At 31.7% G+C, this 21,788-nt stretch carries 20 protein-coding genes; 5 read left to right on the top strand and 15 right to left on the bottom strand.

What is annotated here, in order from left to right:
* Position 1: 1 nt before the first annotated feature.
* Positions 2-1,093, bottom strand: a complete 1,092-nt coding sequence (locus tag AC3IPI_RS14895) for a sensor histidine kinase (RefSeq protein ID WP_489153683.1) — start codon at positions 1,091-1,093, stop codon at positions 2-4.
* Positions 1,094-1,519: 426 nt separating this feature from the next.
* Between AC3IPI_RS14895 and AC3IPI_RS14900 the strand changes: the two genes are divergently transcribed.
* The gene (locus tag AC3IPI_RS14900) at positions 1,520-2,614 is read left to right on the top strand and encodes a DUF695 domain-containing protein (RefSeq protein ID WP_489153685.1); all 1,095 of its coding nucleotides are present in this window, start codon (positions 1,520-1,522) and stop codon (positions 2,612-2,614) included.
* Between the two features lie 251 nt (positions 2,615-2,865).
* Here the strand turns inward: AC3IPI_RS14900 and AC3IPI_RS14905 are convergent, their stop codons facing one another.
* The gene (locus AC3IPI_RS14905; RefSeq protein WP_489153687.1) at positions 2,866-3,225 is read right to left on the bottom strand and encodes a winged helix-turn-helix transcriptional regulator; all 360 of its coding nucleotides are present in this window, start codon (positions 3,223-3,225) and stop codon (positions 2,866-2,868) included.
* A gap of 104 nt (positions 3,226-3,329) precedes the next feature.
* Between AC3IPI_RS14905 and AC3IPI_RS14910 the strand changes: the two genes are divergently transcribed.
* Positions 3,330-3,701 (top strand): DoxX family protein, encoded by a 372-nt coding sequence (locus AC3IPI_RS14910; protein WP_489153689.1) that lies wholly within the window; start codon positions 3,330-3,332, stop codon positions 3,699-3,701.
* A gap of 98 nt (positions 3,702-3,799) precedes the next feature.
* Here the strand turns inward: AC3IPI_RS14910 and AC3IPI_RS14915 are convergent, their stop codons facing one another.
* From AC3IPI_RS14915 to AC3IPI_RS14960, 10 genes are all read right to left on the bottom strand, one after another.
* The gene (locus tag AC3IPI_RS14915; protein ID WP_039116281.1) at positions 3,800-4,567 is read right to left on the bottom strand and encodes an SDR family oxidoreductase; all 768 of its coding nucleotides are present in this window, start codon (positions 4,565-4,567) and stop codon (positions 3,800-3,802) included.
* Between the two features lie 19 nt (positions 4,568-4,586).
* On the bottom strand, positions 4,587-4,994 hold the full coding sequence (locus AC3IPI_RS14920) for an SDR family NAD(P)-dependent oxidoreductase (protein ID WP_489159238.1): 408 nt from the start codon (positions 4,992-4,994) through the stop codon (positions 4,587-4,589).
* Positions 4,991-5,311: an SDR family NAD(P)-dependent oxidoreductase gene (locus AC3IPI_RS14925; protein ID WP_489153692.1), complete on the bottom strand. Its 321-nt coding sequence runs from the start codon at positions 5,309-5,311 to the stop codon at positions 4,991-4,993. The genes AC3IPI_RS14920 and AC3IPI_RS14925 overlap by 4 nt, the downstream gene beginning before the upstream one ends.
* A 102-nt stretch (positions 5,312-5,413) precedes the next feature.
* Entirely contained in the window at positions 5,414-6,343 is a 930-nt protein-coding gene (locus AC3IPI_RS14930; protein ID WP_489153694.1) for a helix-turn-helix domain-containing protein, read from the bottom strand.
* 105 nt (positions 6,344-6,448) lie between these two features.
* Positions 6,449-7,009: a 2'-5' RNA ligase family protein gene (locus AC3IPI_RS14935; protein ID WP_489153696.1), complete on the bottom strand. Its 561-nt coding sequence runs from the start codon at positions 7,007-7,009 to the stop codon at positions 6,449-6,451.
* A gap of 131 nt (positions 7,010-7,140) precedes the next feature.
* A complete protein-coding gene (locus AC3IPI_RS14940; RefSeq protein WP_489153698.1) occupies positions 7,141-8,133 on the bottom strand; it encodes an NAD-dependent epimerase/dehydratase family protein in 993 nt (330 codons plus the stop codon).
* The gene (locus AC3IPI_RS14945) at positions 8,130-8,927 is read right to left on the bottom strand and encodes an SDR family NAD(P)-dependent oxidoreductase (RefSeq protein ID WP_489153700.1); all 798 of its coding nucleotides are present in this window, start codon (positions 8,925-8,927) and stop codon (positions 8,130-8,132) included. The genes AC3IPI_RS14940 and AC3IPI_RS14945 overlap by 4 nt, the downstream gene beginning before the upstream one ends.
* 131 nt (positions 8,928-9,058) lie before the next feature.
* Positions 9,059-10,165 carry a helix-turn-helix domain-containing protein gene (locus AC3IPI_RS14950; RefSeq protein WP_489153703.1) on the bottom strand — a complete coding sequence of 369 codons (1,107 nt, stop codon included), beginning with the start codon at positions 10,163-10,165 and terminating at the stop codon, positions 9,059-9,061.
* Positions 10,166-10,475: 310 nt separating this feature from the next.
* Positions 10,476-11,465 (bottom strand): PorP/SprF family type IX secretion system membrane protein, encoded by a 990-nt coding sequence (locus tag AC3IPI_RS14955; RefSeq protein ID WP_409417941.1) that lies wholly within the window; start codon positions 11,463-11,465, stop codon positions 10,476-10,478.
* Between the two features lie 560 nt (positions 11,466-12,025).
* Positions 12,026-12,859 carry an AraC family transcriptional regulator gene (locus AC3IPI_RS14960; RefSeq protein WP_086895893.1) on the bottom strand — a complete coding sequence of 278 codons (834 nt, stop codon included), beginning with the start codon at positions 12,857-12,859 and terminating at the stop codon, positions 12,026-12,028.
* 104 nt (positions 12,860-12,963) lie between these two features.
* On the opposite strand from AC3IPI_RS14960, the gene AC3IPI_RS14965 reads away from it, so the two are divergent.
* Together AC3IPI_RS14965 and AC3IPI_RS14970 are read left to right on the top strand one after the other, a co-directional pair.
* Positions 12,964-14,130 (top strand): MFS transporter, encoded by a 1,167-nt coding sequence (locus AC3IPI_RS14965; protein WP_489153706.1) that lies wholly within the window; start codon positions 12,964-12,966, stop codon positions 14,128-14,130.
* 147 nt (positions 14,131-14,277) lie between these two features.
* Positions 14,278-15,174, top strand: a complete 897-nt coding sequence (locus tag AC3IPI_RS14970; protein ID WP_039116253.1) for a carbohydrate kinase family protein — start codon at positions 14,278-14,280, stop codon at positions 15,172-15,174.
* Positions 15,175-15,350: 176 nt separating this feature from the next.
* Here AC3IPI_RS14970 and AC3IPI_RS14975 read toward each other — a convergent pair whose 3' ends face one another.
* The gene (locus AC3IPI_RS14975) at positions 15,351-15,857 is read right to left on the bottom strand and encodes a CAP domain-containing protein (protein ID WP_489153708.1); all 507 of its coding nucleotides are present in this window, start codon (positions 15,855-15,857) and stop codon (positions 15,351-15,353) included.
* Between the two features lie 327 nt (positions 15,858-16,184).
* Positions 16,185-16,688 carry a CAP domain-containing protein gene (locus AC3IPI_RS14980; RefSeq protein ID WP_489153710.1) on the bottom strand — a complete coding sequence of 168 codons (504 nt, stop codon included), beginning with the start codon at positions 16,686-16,688 and terminating at the stop codon, positions 16,185-16,187.
* 1,441 nt (positions 16,689-18,129) lie between these two features.
* Between AC3IPI_RS14980 and AC3IPI_RS14985 the strand changes: the two genes are divergently transcribed.
* Positions 18,130-20,685: an adenosylcobalamin-dependent ribonucleoside-diphosphate reductase gene (locus AC3IPI_RS14985; protein WP_489153712.1), complete on the top strand. Its 2,556-nt coding sequence runs from the start codon at positions 18,130-18,132 to the stop codon at positions 20,683-20,685.
* A gap of 494 nt (positions 20,686-21,179) precedes the next feature.
* Here the strand turns inward: AC3IPI_RS14985 and AC3IPI_RS14990 are convergent, their stop codons facing one another.
* Positions 21,180-21,584 (bottom strand): hypothetical protein, encoded by a 405-nt coding sequence (locus AC3IPI_RS14990; RefSeq protein ID WP_489153714.1) that lies wholly within the window; start codon positions 21,582-21,584, stop codon positions 21,180-21,182.
* Between the last annotated feature and the right edge of the window lie 204 nt (positions 21,585-21,788).

Below are 21,788 nucleotides of genomic sequence, written 5' to 3' on the forward strand. Positions count from 1 at the left end.
ATTATTGTAATGGTAACTTTATTAAAAAAATCGTTCCACTTGGGGTATTATCAATCACCTCTATATCTCCATTATGATTTTTAATTATTCCATGTACTACACTAAGTCCAAGACCACAGCTTTCGCCTACAGGTTTTGTAGTGAAAAATGGGTCAAATATTTTTTGTTTAATTTCATGAGGAACTCCAGGGCCATTGTCTACTATTTTTAGTATCATATTTTCTTCGTCACTATTCACTCCTATATAGATGATACTATTCTTTGGGGCTACGTATATTGCATTTATAAGTAGATTAAATAAAACTTGAGTAAGTTGAATGGAATCTACTTTTGCAATAATATCATCATCTTGAAAATCAAGTTGATATTGTACACTCTTTTTCTGAAAATTTTGCTTAAGGAAGGTGAGAGCATCAGTTACTATTGGCTTTATTTTTAGCAATTGTAATTGTTGAGGCATACCACAAGAAAAAAACATTAATTTTTTGACTATTTCACGTGAATAGATTGCTGAATTTATGATTTTGGCGATATCATCAATAATTATTTGATCCTTAGTTTCATCTTTAATAAGCTCTGCAAACCCTAATATGTTAGCTAGGGGGGTATTAAGTTCGTGTGCAATTCCTGCAGTCATTTCTCCAAGAATTGATAGTCTGTCTTTTCTCTCTAAAGTTTTCCTTAGAGTTGCTTTTTTTTCTAAATTTTGGTATTTTTCAATATAATTACCAATTTCAAAAGAAACGGTATCTAAAAGTTCTTGTTCTTCTTTTAGAAAATGATTAAGATTATATTTTGGCTGAGGATAATATACTTTGATAAATCCTGAGACTTTATTTGATACTATTATTTCACTATGTTGGGAAACATTATTTTTTGGAATTAATGCTGTAGCTAGTGTGTAATCATTTATCTGAATTTCGACTATAGAATCATCACAAAATCTCCATGCTTTTTCCACAGAAAAAATGATTTCTTCTAGAGTAACTTTATTAACATTATTAGATTTTGAAATTATTTTTGAAATCTGATAAAGACATAATAATTCTTTAATTCTTTCTTTTAGTTTTTCTTCTGGGGCACTATTAATCATTGCTTTTTTGTAGGAAAAAGGTTAAAAAATTTATAAAACTAATCAAAGTTAGATAAATTTCCTAATTGAAACTAGGAATTCTTGTTTTCTTTTAACTATTTAAAAATGAACTAAATAGACTATTGTAATGTGACTTATTCTACTATTATTATAACTTTTCAGGGCTATTTAGCAATTGCTTTTTTGATTAACTTAAAAGCGTAATGTTTTTAATAAAAAAGCGACAATTTTTTTTGGATTTTATTTAGTTCAAGAAATTGAAAATGGATGTAATGAGGAAGAAATAGGTGTTTTTTTATATAAATGAGAGAGGTAAACAATCTTTATAATTTTGTTACCTTTTATGTCTTTAATTTCTTTATAATTTTTCACTTTGTTATATTTGAATATAAATTGAAATTAAAAGAATAATTAGAAAATAATATAATGAGTATGCTTAAAAATATTTTTGGAAAAAAGAGTGAAGCTATAAAGTCAAATGCAGATTTTTGGAATTGGTTTGAAAAAAATGAAAAGGATTTTTACAACGCTGTGAATAGAGGTACAAATATCGAGAAAGATTTTTTTGATAAATTATCTCCCCAACTAGAAAGTTTAAAAGAGGGGTATTTCTTTTTGACTGGAATGCTTAATGAACAAACTGCTGAATTGGTTCTTACTGCCGATGGAAACATAAAGAATATTGTTTTTGTAGAAGAATTAGTTAATGCAGCTCCTAAACTTCCGAACTGGAAATTTACTGCCTTAAAACCAGCGACAGATATTAAAAATGTTTCTATAAAAATGGGAGATTATACTTTTGGTAGTGATAATCTGTTTTTTTACTCAAATGATGATAAGGAATATCCAGATAAAATAGATATTACAGTAGTACATTTAGATTGTAATGAAGAGAATAAGCCAATTATAACTAACGGAACTTATATCTTTTTAGATAATTATCTGGGAGAATTACATTTTACCGAAAACATAGATATAATTGATGTAATTGGTAAAGATGAAGCAAATAAAGAATTAGTACCTATCGAGAAACTACAAGATTTTCTGATTTGGAGACAAAAGGAATTTGTAGAGAAGTATGAAGGAGTAAGGCATAATACTGAGAATGATGGGTATTCTAGTCTTGAAGCTACACTTAGTAGTGGTTTACCTCTAATTGCAGTTATTAATTCTACATTGTTTGAATGGGATGCTAAACCATCACATCCGTGGATTGTAACCGTAAAAATAGGTTATAATGGAGAGGATAATAACGGATTTCCTGATAATGAAACATTTCAGTTATTAAATGAAATCGAAGATGATTTTTTAATGAAAGAACTTAAAGATTCCGAAGGATATCTTAATCTAGGGCGTGAAACTGCGGAAAATTTAAGAGAAATTTATTTTGCTTGTAAAGATTTTAGAAAACCTTCAAAAGTACTGGAAGAGATTAAGAATAAATTTGCCTCTCAAGTTGAGATTGAATATGAAATTTACAAAGACAAATACTGGCAATCTTTTAATAGATATATGAATTAGTCTTTTTGAGGTACTATCTGAGGTTCTGAGTTGAAAGGTTCTAAGGTTATTCCGTTTGAACATAAAACAAACAAAATAGTACTTGAAATATTATCCTGACGTAAGAAGATAAGAATTTATAGTGAGTTGAAAAAGCAATCTCCATAAGTGACTCTAAATAGGTTATAGACTCACTTATGGATTTTCTTCGGCTCCGCTCAGAATGATAAGATGATGAATGTTTTGTGTTCAAGCGGAATAACTTTTGCAACTTAGCGCCTTAGTACCTTGTTATTTTTCTCTCCCCAGTTGGACATTAAATCTAAAATTTCTTTAAAAGATTTACCAAGTTCCGTTAATTCATATTCTACTTTAGGAGGGACTTGTGCGTGAACAATCCGATTTATTAAACCATCATTTTCTAATTCTTTAAGTTTAGAAATAAGCATACGCTCTGAAATTCCTGTAAGTCTGAATTTTAATTCACTGTATCGGAGTTTATTCTCATTTATAAGATAGCTTAATATATTTATCTTCCATCTCCCTCCAATTATCGATAGCGTGTAGGCGATACCACAATTTTCGTTTAAGTAATTTTCATTAATACTATTGGTAGAGTTTTCTTTTCTCATAACGTGTACTTACTTTTTTATCAGTACCCTACAATTTTGTATGTACTTTAATAAATGCAAGTTAGTAAATACATTTACAGGGTAAAAATTAAAATTTGTAAAAAATGGAAACTATTAAAACAATCATTTATTGGGCGAGTTATTTGTATTATCTCTATGTATTTGGGTATGCCTCACTTTTCAAAGTTTTTCAAAAAGAATCTATGATGAAAAGCATGGAATCTTTAGGCTTTAACAAGATTTGGACAATTTATATTGGCATCGGAGAACTTATCGGTGTCTTGCTAATCGTTATTGGGTTATTTAATCCGCCTATAAAAACAATTGGGATTCTATTGTTGTTTCCTTTTGCAGTTGGGGCATTTACAGCTCATATGGCTCATCAGGAATACAATCATTTTTATAATTCTCTTATAATGTGCATTCTCACTGTATTACTGTTATGGACAGACAAGACTTTTAAAATAATTTTATAAAGGTAGCTAATTGTCTAAATATTTTTTCACCATTAAGAGATTAAGAAAAGGGAAGTGTTTATCCTTAATGAAACTTAATTTCTTAATGGTGAATGGTTTTACAAATTCATTCCTCCCGAAACCTCAATACGTTGCGCATTAATCCATCGGGCATCTTCGGTACATAAAAAAGCTACAACACCACCAATGTCATCTGGTAATCCGGCACGACCTAATGCGGTTACAGATTTTACGTAATCATTATATTGCTGGATGTCTCTAACGGCTCCACCACCAAAATCGGTTTCTATTGCTCCGGGAGCTACAACATTGGCTGTGATTTTTCGGTTACCAAGTTCCTTTGCAAGGTATTTTGTAAATGTTTCTATCGCACCTTTCATCGAAGCATAAGCAGAATAACCAGGTCCTGTAAAGCGCGCTAATCCTGTTGAGATATTAATTATTCGGCCGCCATCTTGTAAAAAAGGCAATGCTTTTTGGGTCAGGAAATAAACACCTTTATAATTGATATTCATTAACTGGTCAAATTGTTCTTCGGTAGTTTCAGCGAAGGGAGCATTTATTCCGATACCGGCATTATTGATTAAAAAATCAAAGCGTTCTGTATTAAAAGTCTCTTTTAATACAGTTGTAATTTGGTTGTAAAAAGTATCAAAACTCTTTATATTTCCGCCAGTATTAAGTTGTAATGCAACTGCTTTTTGTCCTAGTTTTTCAATTTCGGCTACAACAGCTTTAGCTTCATCTTCGTTACTATTATAAGTTAGTATTACATTAATTCCTTTTTTAGCAATGCTTATTGCCATATTTCTTCCTAATCCTCTGCTACCACCAGTTACCAAGGCTATTTTTGTGTTTGTTGTCATTTTGATTCTTTTATTGTTATTAATTGGCATTCATTTGGTTAAAAGCAGTTTTTAAATCGGCTGCACTTGCATTAGCTCTTGTTTCGCTAGATCCAAATGTAAGTTGGTCTTTTCCTTCTTTTAATTGTTCAAAGATAGATTCGATAAAACTTTCTACACTTGGTGCAGCATTATGCAAACCGACACCTCCAAGGTCAGTATTTAATGCTGGCGGAATTATCTCGATTACCTCAATATTTTTTGCTTTTAGCAAATGACGAAGAGACAAAGTAAATGAACGAAAAAAGGCTTTTGTAGCTGAATAAACAGGTACTTTGGCATAAGGAGAAAAAGAAAGTCCCGAGGTAACATTCATAACAGTTTTAAGCGATTTTAAATTAATGAAAAGCGAAATTAAATGTAGTGGAGCTTCGATATTGGTTGCTATTTCAGTTTTTGCGCGTTCAAAAAATCTTCGTCAGAAACATTCATCCATTGCTGAATCCCTGCATTATTTACAAGAACATTTAAATCGCTGTGATTTTCGGATATCCATTTATAAAGATCTATTCGTTCAGATTCAATCGATAAATCACATATTCTAGTAATTACTGTCGGGAATTTATCGGTAAGTTCTTTTAAGACAGATTCGCGTCTTCCGCAAACAATCACAGTATTATTTTCTTTAATAAATCTTTCGGTAAGTCCCAAGCCAATACCGCTTGCGCCACCAGTAATTAGTATTTTATTGTTCAGTAATTCCATTGCTCTATTTATTTTTAAATTGATAAGACAAAGGTAGGAACGAAGTAAAACTGGAGAGTTGCAAATATCAATCTGATGTTTGCGAAATTCAAATCAGACGAATTATGTACGAAATGATAATGGTGTAAGTGTAGTTTGTTTTTTGAAAAAATTAGAAAAGTGCGCTAGTTCTTCAAAACCAAGTGAATATGCAATTTCAGATACATTCCAATCCGTTTCTTTTAATAGAATTTTGGCTTCCTGTGTTAGTCGGCTACTTATTAATTCGGTAGTAGTTTTACCTGTATTTTCTTTAAGTACTTTATTAAGATGATTTACATGAATAGATAATCGTGCTGCAAAATCTTTAGCAGTTTTTAATTCCAATCTTTGGTGTGGAGATTCTATAGGGAATTGTCTCTCAAGTAATTCTATAAATAATGAAGAAACTCTGGCTGCGGAATTATGTTTGGAATATAAAGCTGTTATGGGCTGTAACTTTTGCCCAAAATGGATTAACTCTGATACATAATTACGAATTAAATCGTATTTGTAAAGGTAGTCAGAATTGATTTCTTTGTGTATCTTCTGGAATATGAATTCAATTTCTGCAGATTCTTCATCCGTTAATAGAAAAATTGGATATCCATCAGATTTAAAAATAGGAAGTTCATCGAGTTCTATTCCGTTTTTATTTCCTGTTATAAATTCGGATGTAAAAACGCAAAAATGCCCTGATTGATAGATGTCTTGCGGAACATAATGATAAGGAATTTTTGGAGTAGCAAATAGAATAGCATTTTTCTCAATATCAATTACTTTGTCGGCGTATTCGGCTCTGTTTTTACCTCTTATTAAGCTTATTTTGTAGTATGCTCTTCGGTCATAAGGCATAAAGGGTTTTTCTCGGAGTTTTTCCCAAAGTTCTTTTGTATTGAAAACATTAAAGTGACCGATTTCTTTTTTTATATTATTCGGTAATAACGAACTTGGTTCAATATCTGAACCTTCAGTGAGATTTTTATAAAACTCGTCTATAGATGTTGTTTTCATACCAAATAATTTGTGAAATTCAAATATACGAAATTTGGTTATTTGTTTATTGTTGTTGGTTTAAAGTTGATTGTTGATAGTTTAAAGTTGTTGGTTGCATTTATACTAAAAAAGTGTTCCTTGTATTAATTCTGGTTGTGTATTACTGTTGAATTGAAAAGTATCGATTACTGAAAATTGTTTTACAACTTCGTTAAATTGTCTTAGTACAATATTATCGCATATAAAGTTGGTATTAATTGTAGTAAATAGTCGGTTTGCAATTTCGATATTTTCAGGAGTTAATCTTCTTGCAATAGATAGATGCGGATTATCACTTTTTTTCATATTCGGAATAACAAGTGATTGGTGAACCCGTTTCATAATTGGTTTCAATTTGTTTCTGGAAACTTCGTTTGGAGTTATTACAAACGCTCCATTAGGGTAAGAATCAAATTTATCGAGTTGTACCTCAAAAGGCTCAAAAGAATCGCATAAACGACTTAATTTAGCTTTAACTATTTCAAGTTCTTTATCCGTAGCTTTAAATTCGCAAATGGTGATATGCGCAACTGAATTTTTGCTGTTAAACCATTTTATTTCATCAGCCAATTGTTCTTTCATTGATTTAATCAAAGCGATAGTTGCCTCTGGAGGATATATAGCTACTGAATAATGCTTTTGCATGGTGGTTTCGTTTTGAAGCAAAATTAAGGAATAAATGTTTTTTTAAAGGTTCAAAGGTTCAAAGATGCAGAGGTTCAAAGATTTTCTGTAGAGACGCACCGTAGTGCGTCTTTCATAAACAGATTTATTTACTACTTATGATGAACGGTTTTATTAAATTTAGTTTTGCTTTCAAAATATTTTAAAGCATCATTGATAGCGACTTCAGTATGTCTGTAATTTATTCCTAATTCATGGATGGATTTTTCATTAGAATAAAAATTATCAATACAAAGTGCTTTCATGTTGGTAGAACTAATGCTGGTTTTAATTTTTAATAATCTAATACCATCTCCCAAATAGCCTAATCCTATTAAAACTTGTTTTGGGATTTTTATCATAATAGGGTTTTGATTTGCAATTATATTGAGCTTCTTGAAAAACTCGAAGTAACTAAGGTTTTTATTAGCCAAAATATATTTTTCTTTATTCTTCCCTTTTTCTAAACTCTTGATAATTCCTGAAGCAACATCTTTTACATGAACAAAGTTTTTTCCTCCTGGCGGATAAAACAGAATCTTCTTTTTCCAGCCCATTAAGATAATTCTCCCTGAACTTGGTTTAGTGTCATAAGCACCAAGCATAAAAGTTGGATTTACTATCAAAACTTCAATTTTATTACTTTTTTGCAATAAATACTCTTCGGTTTCTAATTTACTTTTGGCATAAAATGAAGTTGTAAAAGGTAATTTTATCTTCTTCGTTTCATTTCCTAAATCTGTCAGAGAACCAAACCCTAATGTATTTGCTGTGCTAACAAAAATAAATTTTTTGACCTTGCAGTAAATAGCCGCATTGAATAATTGGATAGTAGCATCGTAATTTATTTTTTGATAATCACGATAATAAATTAAGTTTTGATTTGTTTCGGCGGCAATATGTATCACAAAATCTACGTCGTTTAATGCTGAGGTTAAATCATCGAATAAATTACCTTGATATAATTCCAGATTTGAATGTTTCTGACCTTCAAATTTGGCTTTATCACGTATTAATCCTTTTACAAAAAAATCATTGTCTAATAATGTTTCGACCAGATTAGTACCTAGTAAACCACTAACACCTGTTACAAATACTTTTTTCATGATACAATTTCTCTTTTAATAGCTCGTGTCATTAAAGGCAATCGTATTCCTATTGGTAAAATTTTTAGTATTGCCCAACTTATAGGATTTACCATGATTACACTATCTTTTTTAAATAATTGTTTGATGCAATATTGTGCAACTTTTTCGGGATCTAATAAAGTTAGTTTTCCTAAAAAACCTTGTTTTTCTATTCTGGCTTTAATCTCGTCGTTGGTTTTCATTGCGCCAGGATTTACAACACTTACAAATACGTTTGTATCTTTTAATTCCTGATATAAACCTCTGGAAAAAGAATGGATAAAGGTTTTGGATGCAGGATAAACAGTTTTGTAACCAATGGGAGAAAAAGCTGCCATACTCGAAACATTTAGTATGTAAGATTGTTTTTGTTTCATTAAATTAGGCAATAATTGATGCGTAAGGATGGATGTTGCCACAACATTTACCTGCATAATGGTATTGATATAATCGACCTTGGCATCGACAAACTTTTTTGTCCCACCAGTTCCGGCATTATTAATTAAAATATGAACATTAAAGTTTTCGTTTATCCAATTAGAAAGGGCTATAACATTATCAGAAACAGCTAAATCGGTTTCGGAGTAAGATGTTTTTACATTGTATTTGGTAGTAATTTCATTGGATAAATCCAAAAGTCCCTGATTGGGTAAACTTACCAATATGAGGTTCATTTTTCTTTTGGCAAATTCCAAAGCAAATTCTTTTCCTAATCCCTGACTTGCACCTGTGATGACTACAAATGATTCTTCTAATTTTTTTTCGGCTGACATAATCTCTAATTTATTGGAGCAAATGTAGATTTGATTATAACCGTAAATGTTCGTGTTTATAAATGAGAACCAGTTTTGTTTTTATATAAGTGTTTGGAAATGAGTTGTCGGTTTTAGGTAAAAGTTCGGACTTATAAACTTGGACTATTCTTTTTGTACTCGGATGGAGTTTGATTGGTGATTTTTTTGAACGTATTATTAAATGAAGTTTTCGAGTTGAAGCCAGATTCGTATGCAATACCTAAAATAGAAAGGTTGTTCATTTCTTCTTTTGCTAATAGTTCTTTGGCTTTTTGGACACGATATTTATTAATGAACTGAAAGAAGTTTTCGTTAAAACCAGAATTAATAGCATAGGATACTTGGTGTGGCGTACGATTTACGAGTTCGGATAATTTTATAAGATTTAGTTCACTATCCAGGTAAGGTTTTTGCTCAAGCATTATACGATTTAGCTCTGTTTTTATAACAATCAATTCGTCATCAGAAATCACTTTTCGTTTTATTTCGATTAGTTCTTCTTGCTCATTTATTAGGATTATCTCTGAGCGTTGTTTTTCATCCAACGGAAAAATCTCTTTTTGTTTAAGAGAGTAATACGCAATAAAGAAGATTATAATTAACGAAGCACTATTTATAAATACGTTTAGTGTCGAGGAATAAAAAAACACATTATAAACCGTAATAATCAAGCTCATTGATAGGATTAACAAAATAATATATTCTAACCAATTTAAGTCAATTTCATTTGCATTAGAAGAAAAAAGAAGTGTATTTTTTTTGTGTTTTCTAATCTTTAAATATGAAGCTAAGGCATAGAAAACTGATTGTGTTAGCATAAGTGTAATCGAAAGTAATTTAAGAAAAGTTGAGTTTTCTTTTGATCTTAGAAGCAATACAAAAAAGAATACTATTGGGATAACGAGGTATTTAAAATCGGATTTACTGAATTTGTAATTGGGATTTGTAAAAAACACAATACTAAAATAAAATACTAGAGGAGTAGTAAACTGAATAAAGTGGATAAACGAATTTAAAGGTTCACTTACTTTGTGATTGCCTAAGAATAAAGAAATTTCATCAATCCAGAATGTTGCCCATAAAAACAGGAATATTCCGAAACAAAAATTAGCTTTTTTATTTACGTTCAGAGGATTAGTTATCTTAAGAAATGAAAGCAGAATGAGCGACCCGAAAATCAAAATTATTATTAAGGAATTAAGTTCGCTTATGTTCATTACGGTTTTATTTAAAATAGTTTATCAAATTTAAGCATTTCGGCTTTCGATAAACTTTTTAAGTTAAAAAACTGTATAAAGAAGAGGGTAGGTTTGTATGGAATTTAAGTGAATGTTACCGAAATATATAACGGTTTAGGTTTTCTTGAAAAATCACAAAATTAAGTTTGAAAAGATTTTTTATGTTTTTTAGGATTCAATATATTAGCAAAAAAAATATCAATGGCAAGTTACTTAAAAAGCGAATAGCCTAAAAATGGATATTCGCTTTTTTATTTGTTATAATCGGTTGTTTTTGTTTAAATCAGAATTATAAATTTATCGCAGGGCATTCACATTCATATCGTTCTTTTTTGCAGAATAAATTTATTCCTAATGTAACTTGATGATATGCTCCGCTATCAAATTGTATATCGCCTATAACTTTAGAATACGTGTAAGCAAACATGAAATTTTTGTACTTCGCGCCCAAAATAGGAGTTACGTATTGTAAGTTTTGTTTAGAAACATCAATACCATCATAGTATTCGGTACCATTAAAATTTCTTCGGTATGACAAGGCTGCCCATATATTACCTTCTCCAATTTTTTTATAAGCTTTTAAGTTAATGTCGATTATTTTTTCTTTGGTTTTATCAACTAGCTGAAAAAGGAATGAAGGTTCTATCCATATTCTTTTTTTGCTCCCAAAAGTATATCCTGCACTCAAAAGATATTTTCGGATATTTTTACTTTCATATTCTGTATATAACTGACGTCTTGTTTCGAGAGCACCTTGAACTGTAGCATGGGTATAAAAATTTAGATAATTATAAGACGCTCCAAAATCAACATTAAAGTAAGAATCTTTTAAGACACCTCCGTTAACAATTGGGTCAAACCCAATGAATGAAGTTTCGTCTAACTGACTTTGAATAACTCCAGCATTCATACCAAATGAAAGTTGATTTAAGTCCATTTCATCTCTTGAAAAAAGAATATGATAAGCATAAGTAAGTTTTATTCCTTTTTGAGAGTGATATCCATTTTTATCATTAAAGAGTATAATACCTGCACCAGTTCTATCTCCAATTCGGCTGCTAAGACTTAATGTTTGAAGCGAAGGCGCATCGTCTTGTCCAGACCATTGGCTGCGTGATGTTACTCTTAATTTAGTACAATCAGAAGCTCCTGCCATTGATGGATGTATCAGGTAATAGTTGTCTGATAAATAATCGGAGTATATAGGAATTCCTTCTTGAGAATAAGAAAAGGAAAATATAAATAATAAAAGAACTGAAAATCTAATTTTAGTATATATCAAAGCCGTAAATGGTATTTATTAAACTGTAAGAGGTTATTATACTGAAATACACTTGTTTTCACGATATAATAAACACCTGGATTTTTACAAAGTAAGCTCAGAAAGGTTGGGTTTATTGCCGCAATAAGCTATAAAAATAGCTGAATAAGACATTTTTAGTTTAGGAAAGGTACAGAGGTACTAAGGCTCTGAGGTGCTAAGGTTGCTTAGTTTTTGTTTGAAATAATCGTTGTGATTTATGACTTTTTTTTAAGGCTCTGAGGTACTAAGAGGCAAAGGTTCAAAGGTTTTTTTAGGAAAGGTACAGAGGTACAGGCTCTGAGGTTGCTTAGTTTGTGTTTAAAATAATCGTTGTGATTTATGACTTCTTTTTTAAGGCTCTAAGGTACTAAGAGGCAAAGGTTCAAAAGGATGCTTAGTTTGTGACTTTTACGTAAATAAAAAACAATAGAAAGAAATCCGTCCCGACGCTTCGGGATCGCGTTTTCGCTTTAGCGAATCTGTTTTATCCGTGTTCCCTCTATAGGCAATCAATAAATATACACACGTCTTAGAATTTACAATTTCTTGAAATCGCTAGGATTCATGTTTTTTCTTTTCTTGAAGTAATTTGATAAATGACTTTCGTCTGTAAAGCCAAATTCGTAGGCAATTTGCTTGATAGGCATTTGGTTGTTGGTAATTCTTTTTTCGATTAATATCGTTCTTAGGTTATTGATATAATCACGATAACTAATGGCGAATGTTCTTTTAAAATAGGCGCTAAAATAGGTTTCGGCTATATTAAAATGAGCAGAAATTGCTTTTATCTGAACCAGTTTGGGGTAATAAATATTCTGATGGATATAAGATGTGATTTGCTCGCTATCAAAATGATTTCCTTGTGCTTTAGGATTCATACCACGCATGGTTTCTTTGATTAGTCCAAAGATTGAAAGTATTTGATAAAATACAATTGGAGAAGTAGTTACATCTATTCGGCTGTTGTAAGCTGTAATGTTTTCTATAGTGTTTTTTAGGATTGTTTTGCAAGGCTCATCTAATTTTAGAACGGTTTCTTTTAGGAGTTTATCCCGCATAAAACACTCTGGAGTATTGAGTAATAAATCATCACAGAAAAGACTTTTATTAGAATTGAAATAATTATCTGTGAATTTTATATATACAAACCGAGTGCATTTCTTGATATCAAAACAATGTTCATCTTCGGGCGAAATTACAAATAGGTCACCCGTTTTGTACGGAAGTAAGTTTTGATTAAGATGATGAATTCCATTGCCTTTTACGATATAAATAATTTCATAATAGGTGTGACCATGAAAAGGAAGGTGAAATTTTTCTTCTTCAAATTCATCTATAACAAGTGTTTCAAATTGATTTAATTTTGGCATGCTCGATATGTACAAGTTAATGTCGTAAATATACAACTTATTTTAACATTGCCGGATGTAAATTTGCTCCATAGAAAATCTATTCCTTTTCTATAAAAAATCAAATGAAAAAAAGTCTTATTGCGCTCTCATTGGGCGGTTTAACTATTGGAATCACGGAGTTTGTGATGATGGGTTTATTGCCTGATATTGCTCAGAATATGAATGTTTCTATTCCTGTAGCAGGATATTTAATTTCTGCTTATGCATTGGGTGTTGTAATTGGTGCACCACTATTAGTTATTATAGGAAGAAATTATCCGCCAAAGAAAATGCTTTTAATTCTGGCAATGATGTTGGCTATATTTAATGCTCTTTCGATTATTGCGCCTACTTACGAAATATTATTTGCATCGAGATTATTATCGGGCTTACCTCACGGAGCTTTTTTTGGGGTGGGAGCTGTTGTAGCGAGCCGACTTGCTGATAAAGGAAAAGAAGCACAAGCTGTTTCTATTATGTTTTCGGGATTAACATTGGCAAATTTAATAGGTGTTCCTATCGGAACTTATATTGGGCATCATTTTTTATGGCGTTATACATTTGTACTTATTGCAGTAATCGGATTACTTACATTTCTTTTTATTTATTTATGGATGCCAAATCTGGAATCTAATAAAAGCGAAAGTATGAAAACTCAATTGCAGTTTTTTAAGAAGACTGAAGCTTGGTTAATAATTGCAATTACAGCAATAGGTTTTGGGGGATTGTTTTCCTGGATTAGTTATATCGCACCTTTGCTAACAAATGTATCTGGTTTCTCGCCAGAGAATGTTCCTTATATCTTGATTTTAGCAGGATTAGGAATGGTGATAGGGAATTTTATAGGAGGTAAATTAGCTGATAAATTTTCGGCATCAACTACTGTTATCATGTTGCTTTTTGTAATGGCTATCGATTTGCTTTTGGTTTATTTCTTTTCATACAATCAGTATGCATCTTTATTTTTGACCTTCTTAACAGGTTGTGTTTCGTTTTCGATTGTAGCACCAATCCAGATGTTAATGATTCAGACAGCAACGGGTGCAGAAATGATTGCTTCGGCAGCAATTCAGGCAAGTTTTAATATAGGAAATGCATTAGGAGCCTTTTTAGGAGGATTGCCTCTAATAGCTGGTTACAGTTATGCTTCGCCTAATTTAATAGGAGTAGGAATGTCATTTTTGGGAATACTTTTTACCTTTATATTTATACAAAGAAAAAAATACGTGATGCAATTACAAAGAGTTTAAAAATGAATATATTTATAAAAGACAAGTCAAATAGGCTTGTCTTTTTGTTTATAGATATAGCTTTTGCTCATTTGGTTACATGAAATAAAAGATTATTTTTACTTTACTGATGTAGGTTTTGATAGCAATACTTAAATTGATTTTAGAATGAATAAAGAGAAAAAACTTAATGCTGTTTCTTACGGAGAAGTACTTTGGGATGTTTTTGGAAACGAAAAGAAAATAGGAGGTGCTCCGCTTAATGTTGCTTTACGTATGAAGGCATTGGGTTGTAATGTTGCGATGATAAGTTGTGTAGGTAATGATACAGACGGAATAGCGATAATAAATCAAGTTAAAAGTCTTGGTCTTGAAACCGATGCTATTATCACATCGGAAGAATTTCCGACTGGTTTAGTTCAGGTTTCTTTAAATGAAAATGGATCGGCTAGTTATGAAATTAATTATCCATCGGCATGGGATAAAATTGTTTTAAATGAAACGGCAAAAAAGTTGGTTACTCAAGCCGATGTACTTATTTACGGAAGTCTGGTTTGTAGGGATTCTGTTTCTCGTTTAGCATTAGAAGAATTGCTTCAAAATGATCTTTACAAGGTTTTTGATGTAAATTTAAGGAAACCACATTACTCGTATGATATAATCGAGAAGTTAATGCAATCGGCTAGTTTTATAAAGTTTAATGACGAAGAGTTGCTGGAAATTGCCTCGGCTATGGGGTCTCCTTATGTTGGTTTAGAGGAAAACATAGCATTTATTGCTAAAAAAACAAATGCTAAAGCCATGTGTGTAACCAAGGGTAAAGAGGGAGCATCATTATTATGGGAAGGAAAATTGTATCATAATAGCGGTTACTCTATAAAAGTTGTAGATACAGTAGGAGCAGGAGATTCCTTTCTTGCAACATTAATTACTTCATTACTTACGGGTAAATCTCCGCAGGAATCAATAAATCTTGCTTGTGCAGTTGGAGCTTTAGTAGCGGGTTCGGCAGGAGCAAATCCTGAGATTTCCTATTCTAAAATAGAAGAGTTAATGCTAAAGTAATCTTATATTTATTTTTTTTATTGAATAATAAACAAAAAAAAACACTCCTTTTGAGAGTGTTTTTCTGCTTTTGGACATTAAAATAATCTAAGATGTGGTATTTATGGTATTAATATTTAAAAGATGTTGCATTTATTTTAGAATCAAAAAATGGATTCACTTTTTGATTTGTATTATTAATATTTTACAAAGATATTGGTGTAGTATTTTCTGCCATTAATAGGGTTTTCGGTAACCGAAATACCAAAATTGCTATAATCTCCTGTAATGTTTTTTTTGTGTTCAGGACTAGCTAACCAAGCATCGAGAGCAGCTTTTGGGGTGTTGTAATTATAGGCAATATTCTCGCTTACTTTTATAACACCAAGAGCTTTAATGATGTCTTCTGAACGAGCTACAAAATCATCATGGCTTACAATATTATTAGTAATCATGTAATTATTATGTTCTTCGGATTTAACAGAAACGTAGTTTATTTTTTCTAAAGTATTTAAACCGATACTAGTTCTATATTCGTTTATTAAATCCATTACTTCTAATTCTGTTGGAGTATAATTATAGTCTACTACAATTTCAGGAATAGGCTTTGTTGTTTCATTGCTATTGCTACTATCATTAGAGCATGAATGTAGCGTAAATACTATTGTGATTAATGATATAATTAGACTTATGTTTTTTGCCATAATAAAAAATAATTTACTGATTCAGCTAGATTTATTTGATACGGCAAAGGTCTGGTCAATTTATTTTAATGTATATCTGTATAGGGTTTAAAATCAATAGAATAAGGTTTTTTTTAAGTTTTGTAATGTAAAGATTCTGAGAGATAAAGGCTTAGTTTATGCTTGAAGTAATCGTAATTTTGTTTTTTCTATGAAAGAGAAATCTTCGCAGGAATTAATAAGTATTGCTTATGCAGCAGGAACTTTGAGAGCAGAGTTGACAGGAATAAGATTTGAAAATTCTATTCTGGAGTAGATGAGTTAATGCAGAGAGTATAAGCTAATAGATTAATATTTTACAAAGATGTTTGTGTAATATTTTCTTCCATTAATAGGATGTTGTCTCACCGAAATACCAAAGTTAGTATAATCGGCCATAATGTTTTTTTTATGTTCGGGACTATTTAGCCAAGCATCTAAGGCTTCTTGCGGAGTATTATAATTATAAGCAATGTTCTCACTGACTTTAATAACACCTAAAGTTCTGACAATGTCTTTTAATCGAACTGCGAAGTTATCATGACTTACAGCATTATTGGCCATCATATAATTAGTATGTTCTTCAGCTTTAAGTGAAAGATAGTTTATTGTTCCTAGCGTATTTAGGCCTTTGCTAACTCTGTATTTGTTTATTAAGTCCATTGTTTCTAGCTCTATAGGGGTGTAATTGTATTCTACAACAACTATGGGGATAGGTTTTGGTTCGTTGCTAATGCTTGTATCGTTAGCACAGGAGTGGATAGTAAATAATATTACGATTACGGATGCTATTTGATTTATTTTTTTTGCCATAATAAAATATATTTTATTAACTCGTAGGCTGTAATTACTCCGTCTGTTTGCTTCGCTACCGTCATGAAAGTTTTATCTAACAGGTAAAGGGGAAATGATTTTTAACTTTCAAAAAAAAGACGCTTTCTTTATTTAAAACAGATATAGCTTATTAGCCGAAAGAAATAGTTTTGTTTGCTTATACCAAGCTCTGTTGCTCAGTTTTTAAATTAATTTACACCCAGCGGGTATTTTTATTAATTGTAATGTAGTTGTTTATTACAGTAAAGTTCGGTTAAAATATTTTAAGTTATATGTGTATATTGTTTAAAGTCAATGTAATATGTATTTATTTTTTCTTTATATTATGTTTTTTTCTTTAGAGGTTCAAAGGTTCTAAGTGGCAGAGGTTCAAAGGAGCAAAGGAGTAAAGGTTCAAAGGTGCTGAGGTTCTAAGGTTTTTGTAGAGGCGCACCGCAGTGCGTTTCCCGTAATATATTCCACAAGCCGAATCGTAAAACCAAAACAAAAAAAATCTGCAAAATCTGCAAAATCTGCGTGAACCAAAATTAACTTCACGCTGAAATGCATTATGTGAGATACACAGCAGTGCGTCTTAAATGTTGAGGGTTTAGTTCAGAGGTTTAAAGGTTCAGAGGTTCAGAGGTTCAGAGGTTCAAAGTGGCAGAGGGACAAAGGTGCTGAGGTACTAAGGTTTTTGTAGGGACGCATAGCAGTGTGTCTAGAATATTGAGGGTATTTACTCTTTTTTTATTCAAAGGTTCAAAGGTTCAAAGGTTCAAAGGTTCAAAGGTTCAAAGGTTCAAAGTGGCAGAGGTTCAAAGGTTCAGAGGTTCAAAGGTTCAGAGGTTCAAAGGTTTTTGTAGGGACGCATAGCAGGGTGTTTAAAACATTGAGAGTATTTACTCTTTTTTTTATTCAAAGGTTCAAAGGTGCTGAGGTACTAAGGTTCAATGGTTTTTTTTTGTAGAGGCGCACCGCAGTGCGTCTCCCGTAATATATTCCACAAGCCGAATCCTAAAACCAAAACAAAAAAAATCTGCAAAATCTGCAAAATCTGCGTGAACCAAAATTAACGTAACGCTGAAATGCATTATGGGAGAAGCACAACGTTACGTTTTAAACGTCAAAATTTATTATTTGTTAAAACTCTTAATAAGGAAAGTATTCTGTAAAAAAAGTCAAAATTTTTATGAATTATTGATGGTTTTTAACAGCATGAAAATTGTTTTATTAAAGAAGTTTTATTGTTATTAAAAATTAATTCGGTATTACATTAAAAATAAAAATTTGTTAACTTTTTGGTGTTAGTAAATTTTTAATGTATTGATTTTTAGATTTTTGTATTGGTTTATTTGTAAGCTTTTTTATTTTGATTTTTTTAGTAGTTTAATTATTTTTAAATTTACATCAGAATTTAATACTAAAAATTATCAATATCATGGACAAATTATTAGCTACAAAAAACAATGCGATTATGTACACTCAAGAAGAGGTTGTACAAGCATCTTTAGAATATTTTAAAGGGGATAGTCTTGCTGCAACTGTTTGGGTAAGTAAGTACGCACTTAAAGATTCTGAAGGCAATATTTTTGAGTTATCTCCTAATGATATGCATCAACGTATTGCAAGTGAAATTGCTCGTATTGAAAAAAAGTATGTTAATCCGCTATCTGAAGTTGAAGTTTTTGATTTGATAAAAGATTTTAAATATTTAGTTCCTCAAGGTAGTCCGATGACAGGAATTGGAAACCCATTTCAGGTTGCGTCATTATCAAATTGTTTTGTAATTGGTAATGATAATTCAGACTCGTATGGCGGAATCATGAAAACGGATCAGGAGCAAGTTCAGCTTATGAAACGTAGAGGAGGAGTTGGTCACGATTTGTCTCATGTTCGTCCAAAAGGTTCGCCAGTAAGAAATTCGGCATTGACATCTACAGGATTAGTGCCATTTATGGAGCGTTATTCTAATTCGACTCGCGAAGTTGCACAAGATGGTCGTCGTGGTGCATTGATGCTTTCGGTATCTATTAATCATCCTGATGCAGCCGATTTTATTGATGCCAAAATGGAACAGGGAAAAGTTACTGGGGCAAATGTTTCTGTGCGTATAGATGATGAGTTTATGAAAGCTGTTAAGGCGGATGGAATATATGTTCAGAAATATCCAATATTTAGCGATAATCCTTTGTATTCTAAAGAAATTAGAGCCAAAGAACTTTGGAATAAAATTATTCATAATGCATGGAAATCTGCAGAACCAGGAATTTTGTTTTGGGACACTATCATTAAGGAATCTTTGCCTGATTGTTATGCCGATTTAGGGTACAAAACACTTTCTACAAACCCATGCGGAGAAATTCCGCTTTGCGCTTATGATTCTTGCCGTTTGTTGGCTATCAATTTATTGTCTTATGTAAATAATCCTTTTACTAAAGACGCTTCTTTTGATTTTGAACTTTTCAAAAAACATGTAGCTGCAGCTCAAAGAATAATGGATGATATTATTGATCTTGAATTAGAAAAAATTGATGCTATATTAGGGAAAATTGATGCTGATCCAGAAAGTGATGAGGTAAAATTAGTAGAGAGAAATTTATGGCTTAATATCCGAAATAAAGCCAAAGAAGGTCGTCGTACCGGAATTGGAATTACTGCTGAAGGTGATATGCTTGCTGCGCTTGGATTACGTTACGGAAGCGATGAAGGAGTTGTATTCTCTGAAAAGATACATAAAACACTTGCTATCGAGGCGTATCGTGGATCTGTAAATTTAGCCAAAGAACGTGGTATGTTTACTATCTATGATTCTGAAAGAGAAAAGAACAATCCGTTCTTACTTCGATTAAAAGAAGCCGATGAAGAGTTATATTATGAAATGAAAGAACATGGTCGTCGTAATATTGCTTTGCTTACTATAGCACCTACAGGAACAACAAGTTTAATGACACAAACATCATCGGGAATTGAGCCTGTTTTCTTGCCAGTTTACAAACGCAGAAGAAAGGTAAATCCAAATGATAAAGATGCTCGTGTAGATTTTGTTGATGAGGTAGGAGATAGCTGGGAAGAATATGTAGTGTTTCATCATAGGTTTAAGGAATGGATGCTTATTAATGGATATGATATTACTAAAAATTACAGTCAGGAAGAAATAGATGAATTAGTAAAAAAATCTCCTTATTATAAAGCGACAAGTAATGATATCGACTGGTTAAGTAAGGTTCGTATGCAAGGAAAGATTCAGAAATGGGTAGACCATTCTATATCTGTTACCATAAATGTGCCTAACGAAACGCCTGAAGAAATGGTAGATAAATTGTATATGGAAGCTTGGGAGGCAGGATGCAAAGGTGTTACTGTATATCGTGATGGTTCACGTTCGGGAGTGCTTATTGCTAATACTGAAAAGAAAGAAGAAGCTGCTCCGACTGTACCAAGTATTTTTTCGACAAAACGCCCTCAGGTATTAGAAGCCGATGTGGTTCGTTTTCAGAATAGTAAAGATAAGTGGATTGCTTTTATCGGATTAATTGATGGCAGACCTTATGAAATTTTTACAGGTCTTGTAGATGATGAAGATGGAATTTTAATTCCGCGTTGGGTTTCGGAAGGTCTTATTATCAAAAATAAAAAAGAGGACGGAACTACTCGTTATGATTTTCAATATAAAAACACCAGAGGTTATAAAACAACCATCGAAGGGCTTTCGCATAAATTTAATCCTGAATACTGGAATTATGCTAAACTAATATCGAGTACTTTACGACATGGTATGCCTATAGATAAAGCTGTTGAGTTAGTTAGCAGTCTTCAGCTTGACGGTGAATCTATAAATACCTGGAAAAATGGTGTTGCGCGTGCCCTTAAACGTTATATCGTAGATGGTACAGAAGCTCATGGTCAAAAATGTAGTAATTGTAACTCTGAAAATCTTATATATCAAGAAGGTTGCCTTACTTGTAATGATTGTGGATCATCTAAATGTGGTTAAGAGCTTCAAGGTTTAAGGGAAGGTACAAAGGTTCAAAGAGACAAAGGTTCTGAGATGCTGAGATTCTAAGGTTTTTTTAGAGGTTCTGAGATGCTGAGATGCTGAGGTTCTAAGGTTTTTTAGAGGTTCAAAGGTTTTTTTTTTAAGGTTCTGAGATACTGAGATGCTGAGGTTCTAAGGTTTTTTAGAGGTTCAAAGGGGCAAAGTTTTGTGCAATATTGTCATTTTGAGAGAAGTCGAAGAATCTTCTTGAGGAACTCCATAATCTTTGTTGAAGGGGGAGGGAAATAACCGCAAAGGGCACAAAGGTTTTCGCAAAGTACGCAAAGTTTTAAATCTTTTTAATCTGTGGCAAAAAACAGATTAAAACTATAAATTATATAAAAAACGCCTGCAAGGATTTTCTTTGCAGGCGTTTTGCTTTTTGTTTAAAAAAGAATACAGATGATGAGGATTCGTTTTGTTTCTATAAGGTTATCATCTCATAGTCTAAATTACAGTTTTTCATAAGTCGATTCTGTTCCATCGGCAGCTATAATTCCATTAAAAATTACTAGTTTATTTCCTTCCAATAATACATATATTTTTTCTTTATTGTCATTAAATGTAAAACTGTAATTGGCTTTACTATTGTTTATTACTGTATCTTCTGGGGTAATGGCAAAGATGCCGTCTTCTTCTTTTTCACCTTCATAATAGCGCTCATATTTTTGCCCTTCAAATTTAAGTAAAGTACCGTTTCCTGGTTTAAAGTTAGGATCGACTCGAGCTACTTGAATACCTTCGATATGACGGAGTTCCCAACTTCCGTTTAACTCATCAGATACTGATTTTTTCTGACAACTAATAACGGTAAGAAATAACATTATTACTGAGGCTTGCTTTAAAATATTTTTCATATAGGTTATGTGTAAGTATTTAATTAATAGCGTGTTGTTTGTTGTTGATAATAAACGAATTTAAACAAAAAATATTTGAATTGAAAGAAATGTTTGATTCTATGTGATTAAATCTATTTTTTCATAACAGATGGATTTGCCCTTATTTTACTGAGGTTTAATAAAATTGTTTCAAATTAAAACCGTTTCATTTTCGAAAATGCA

This window comes from Flavobacterium sp. GL_143, assembly GCF_057834355.1.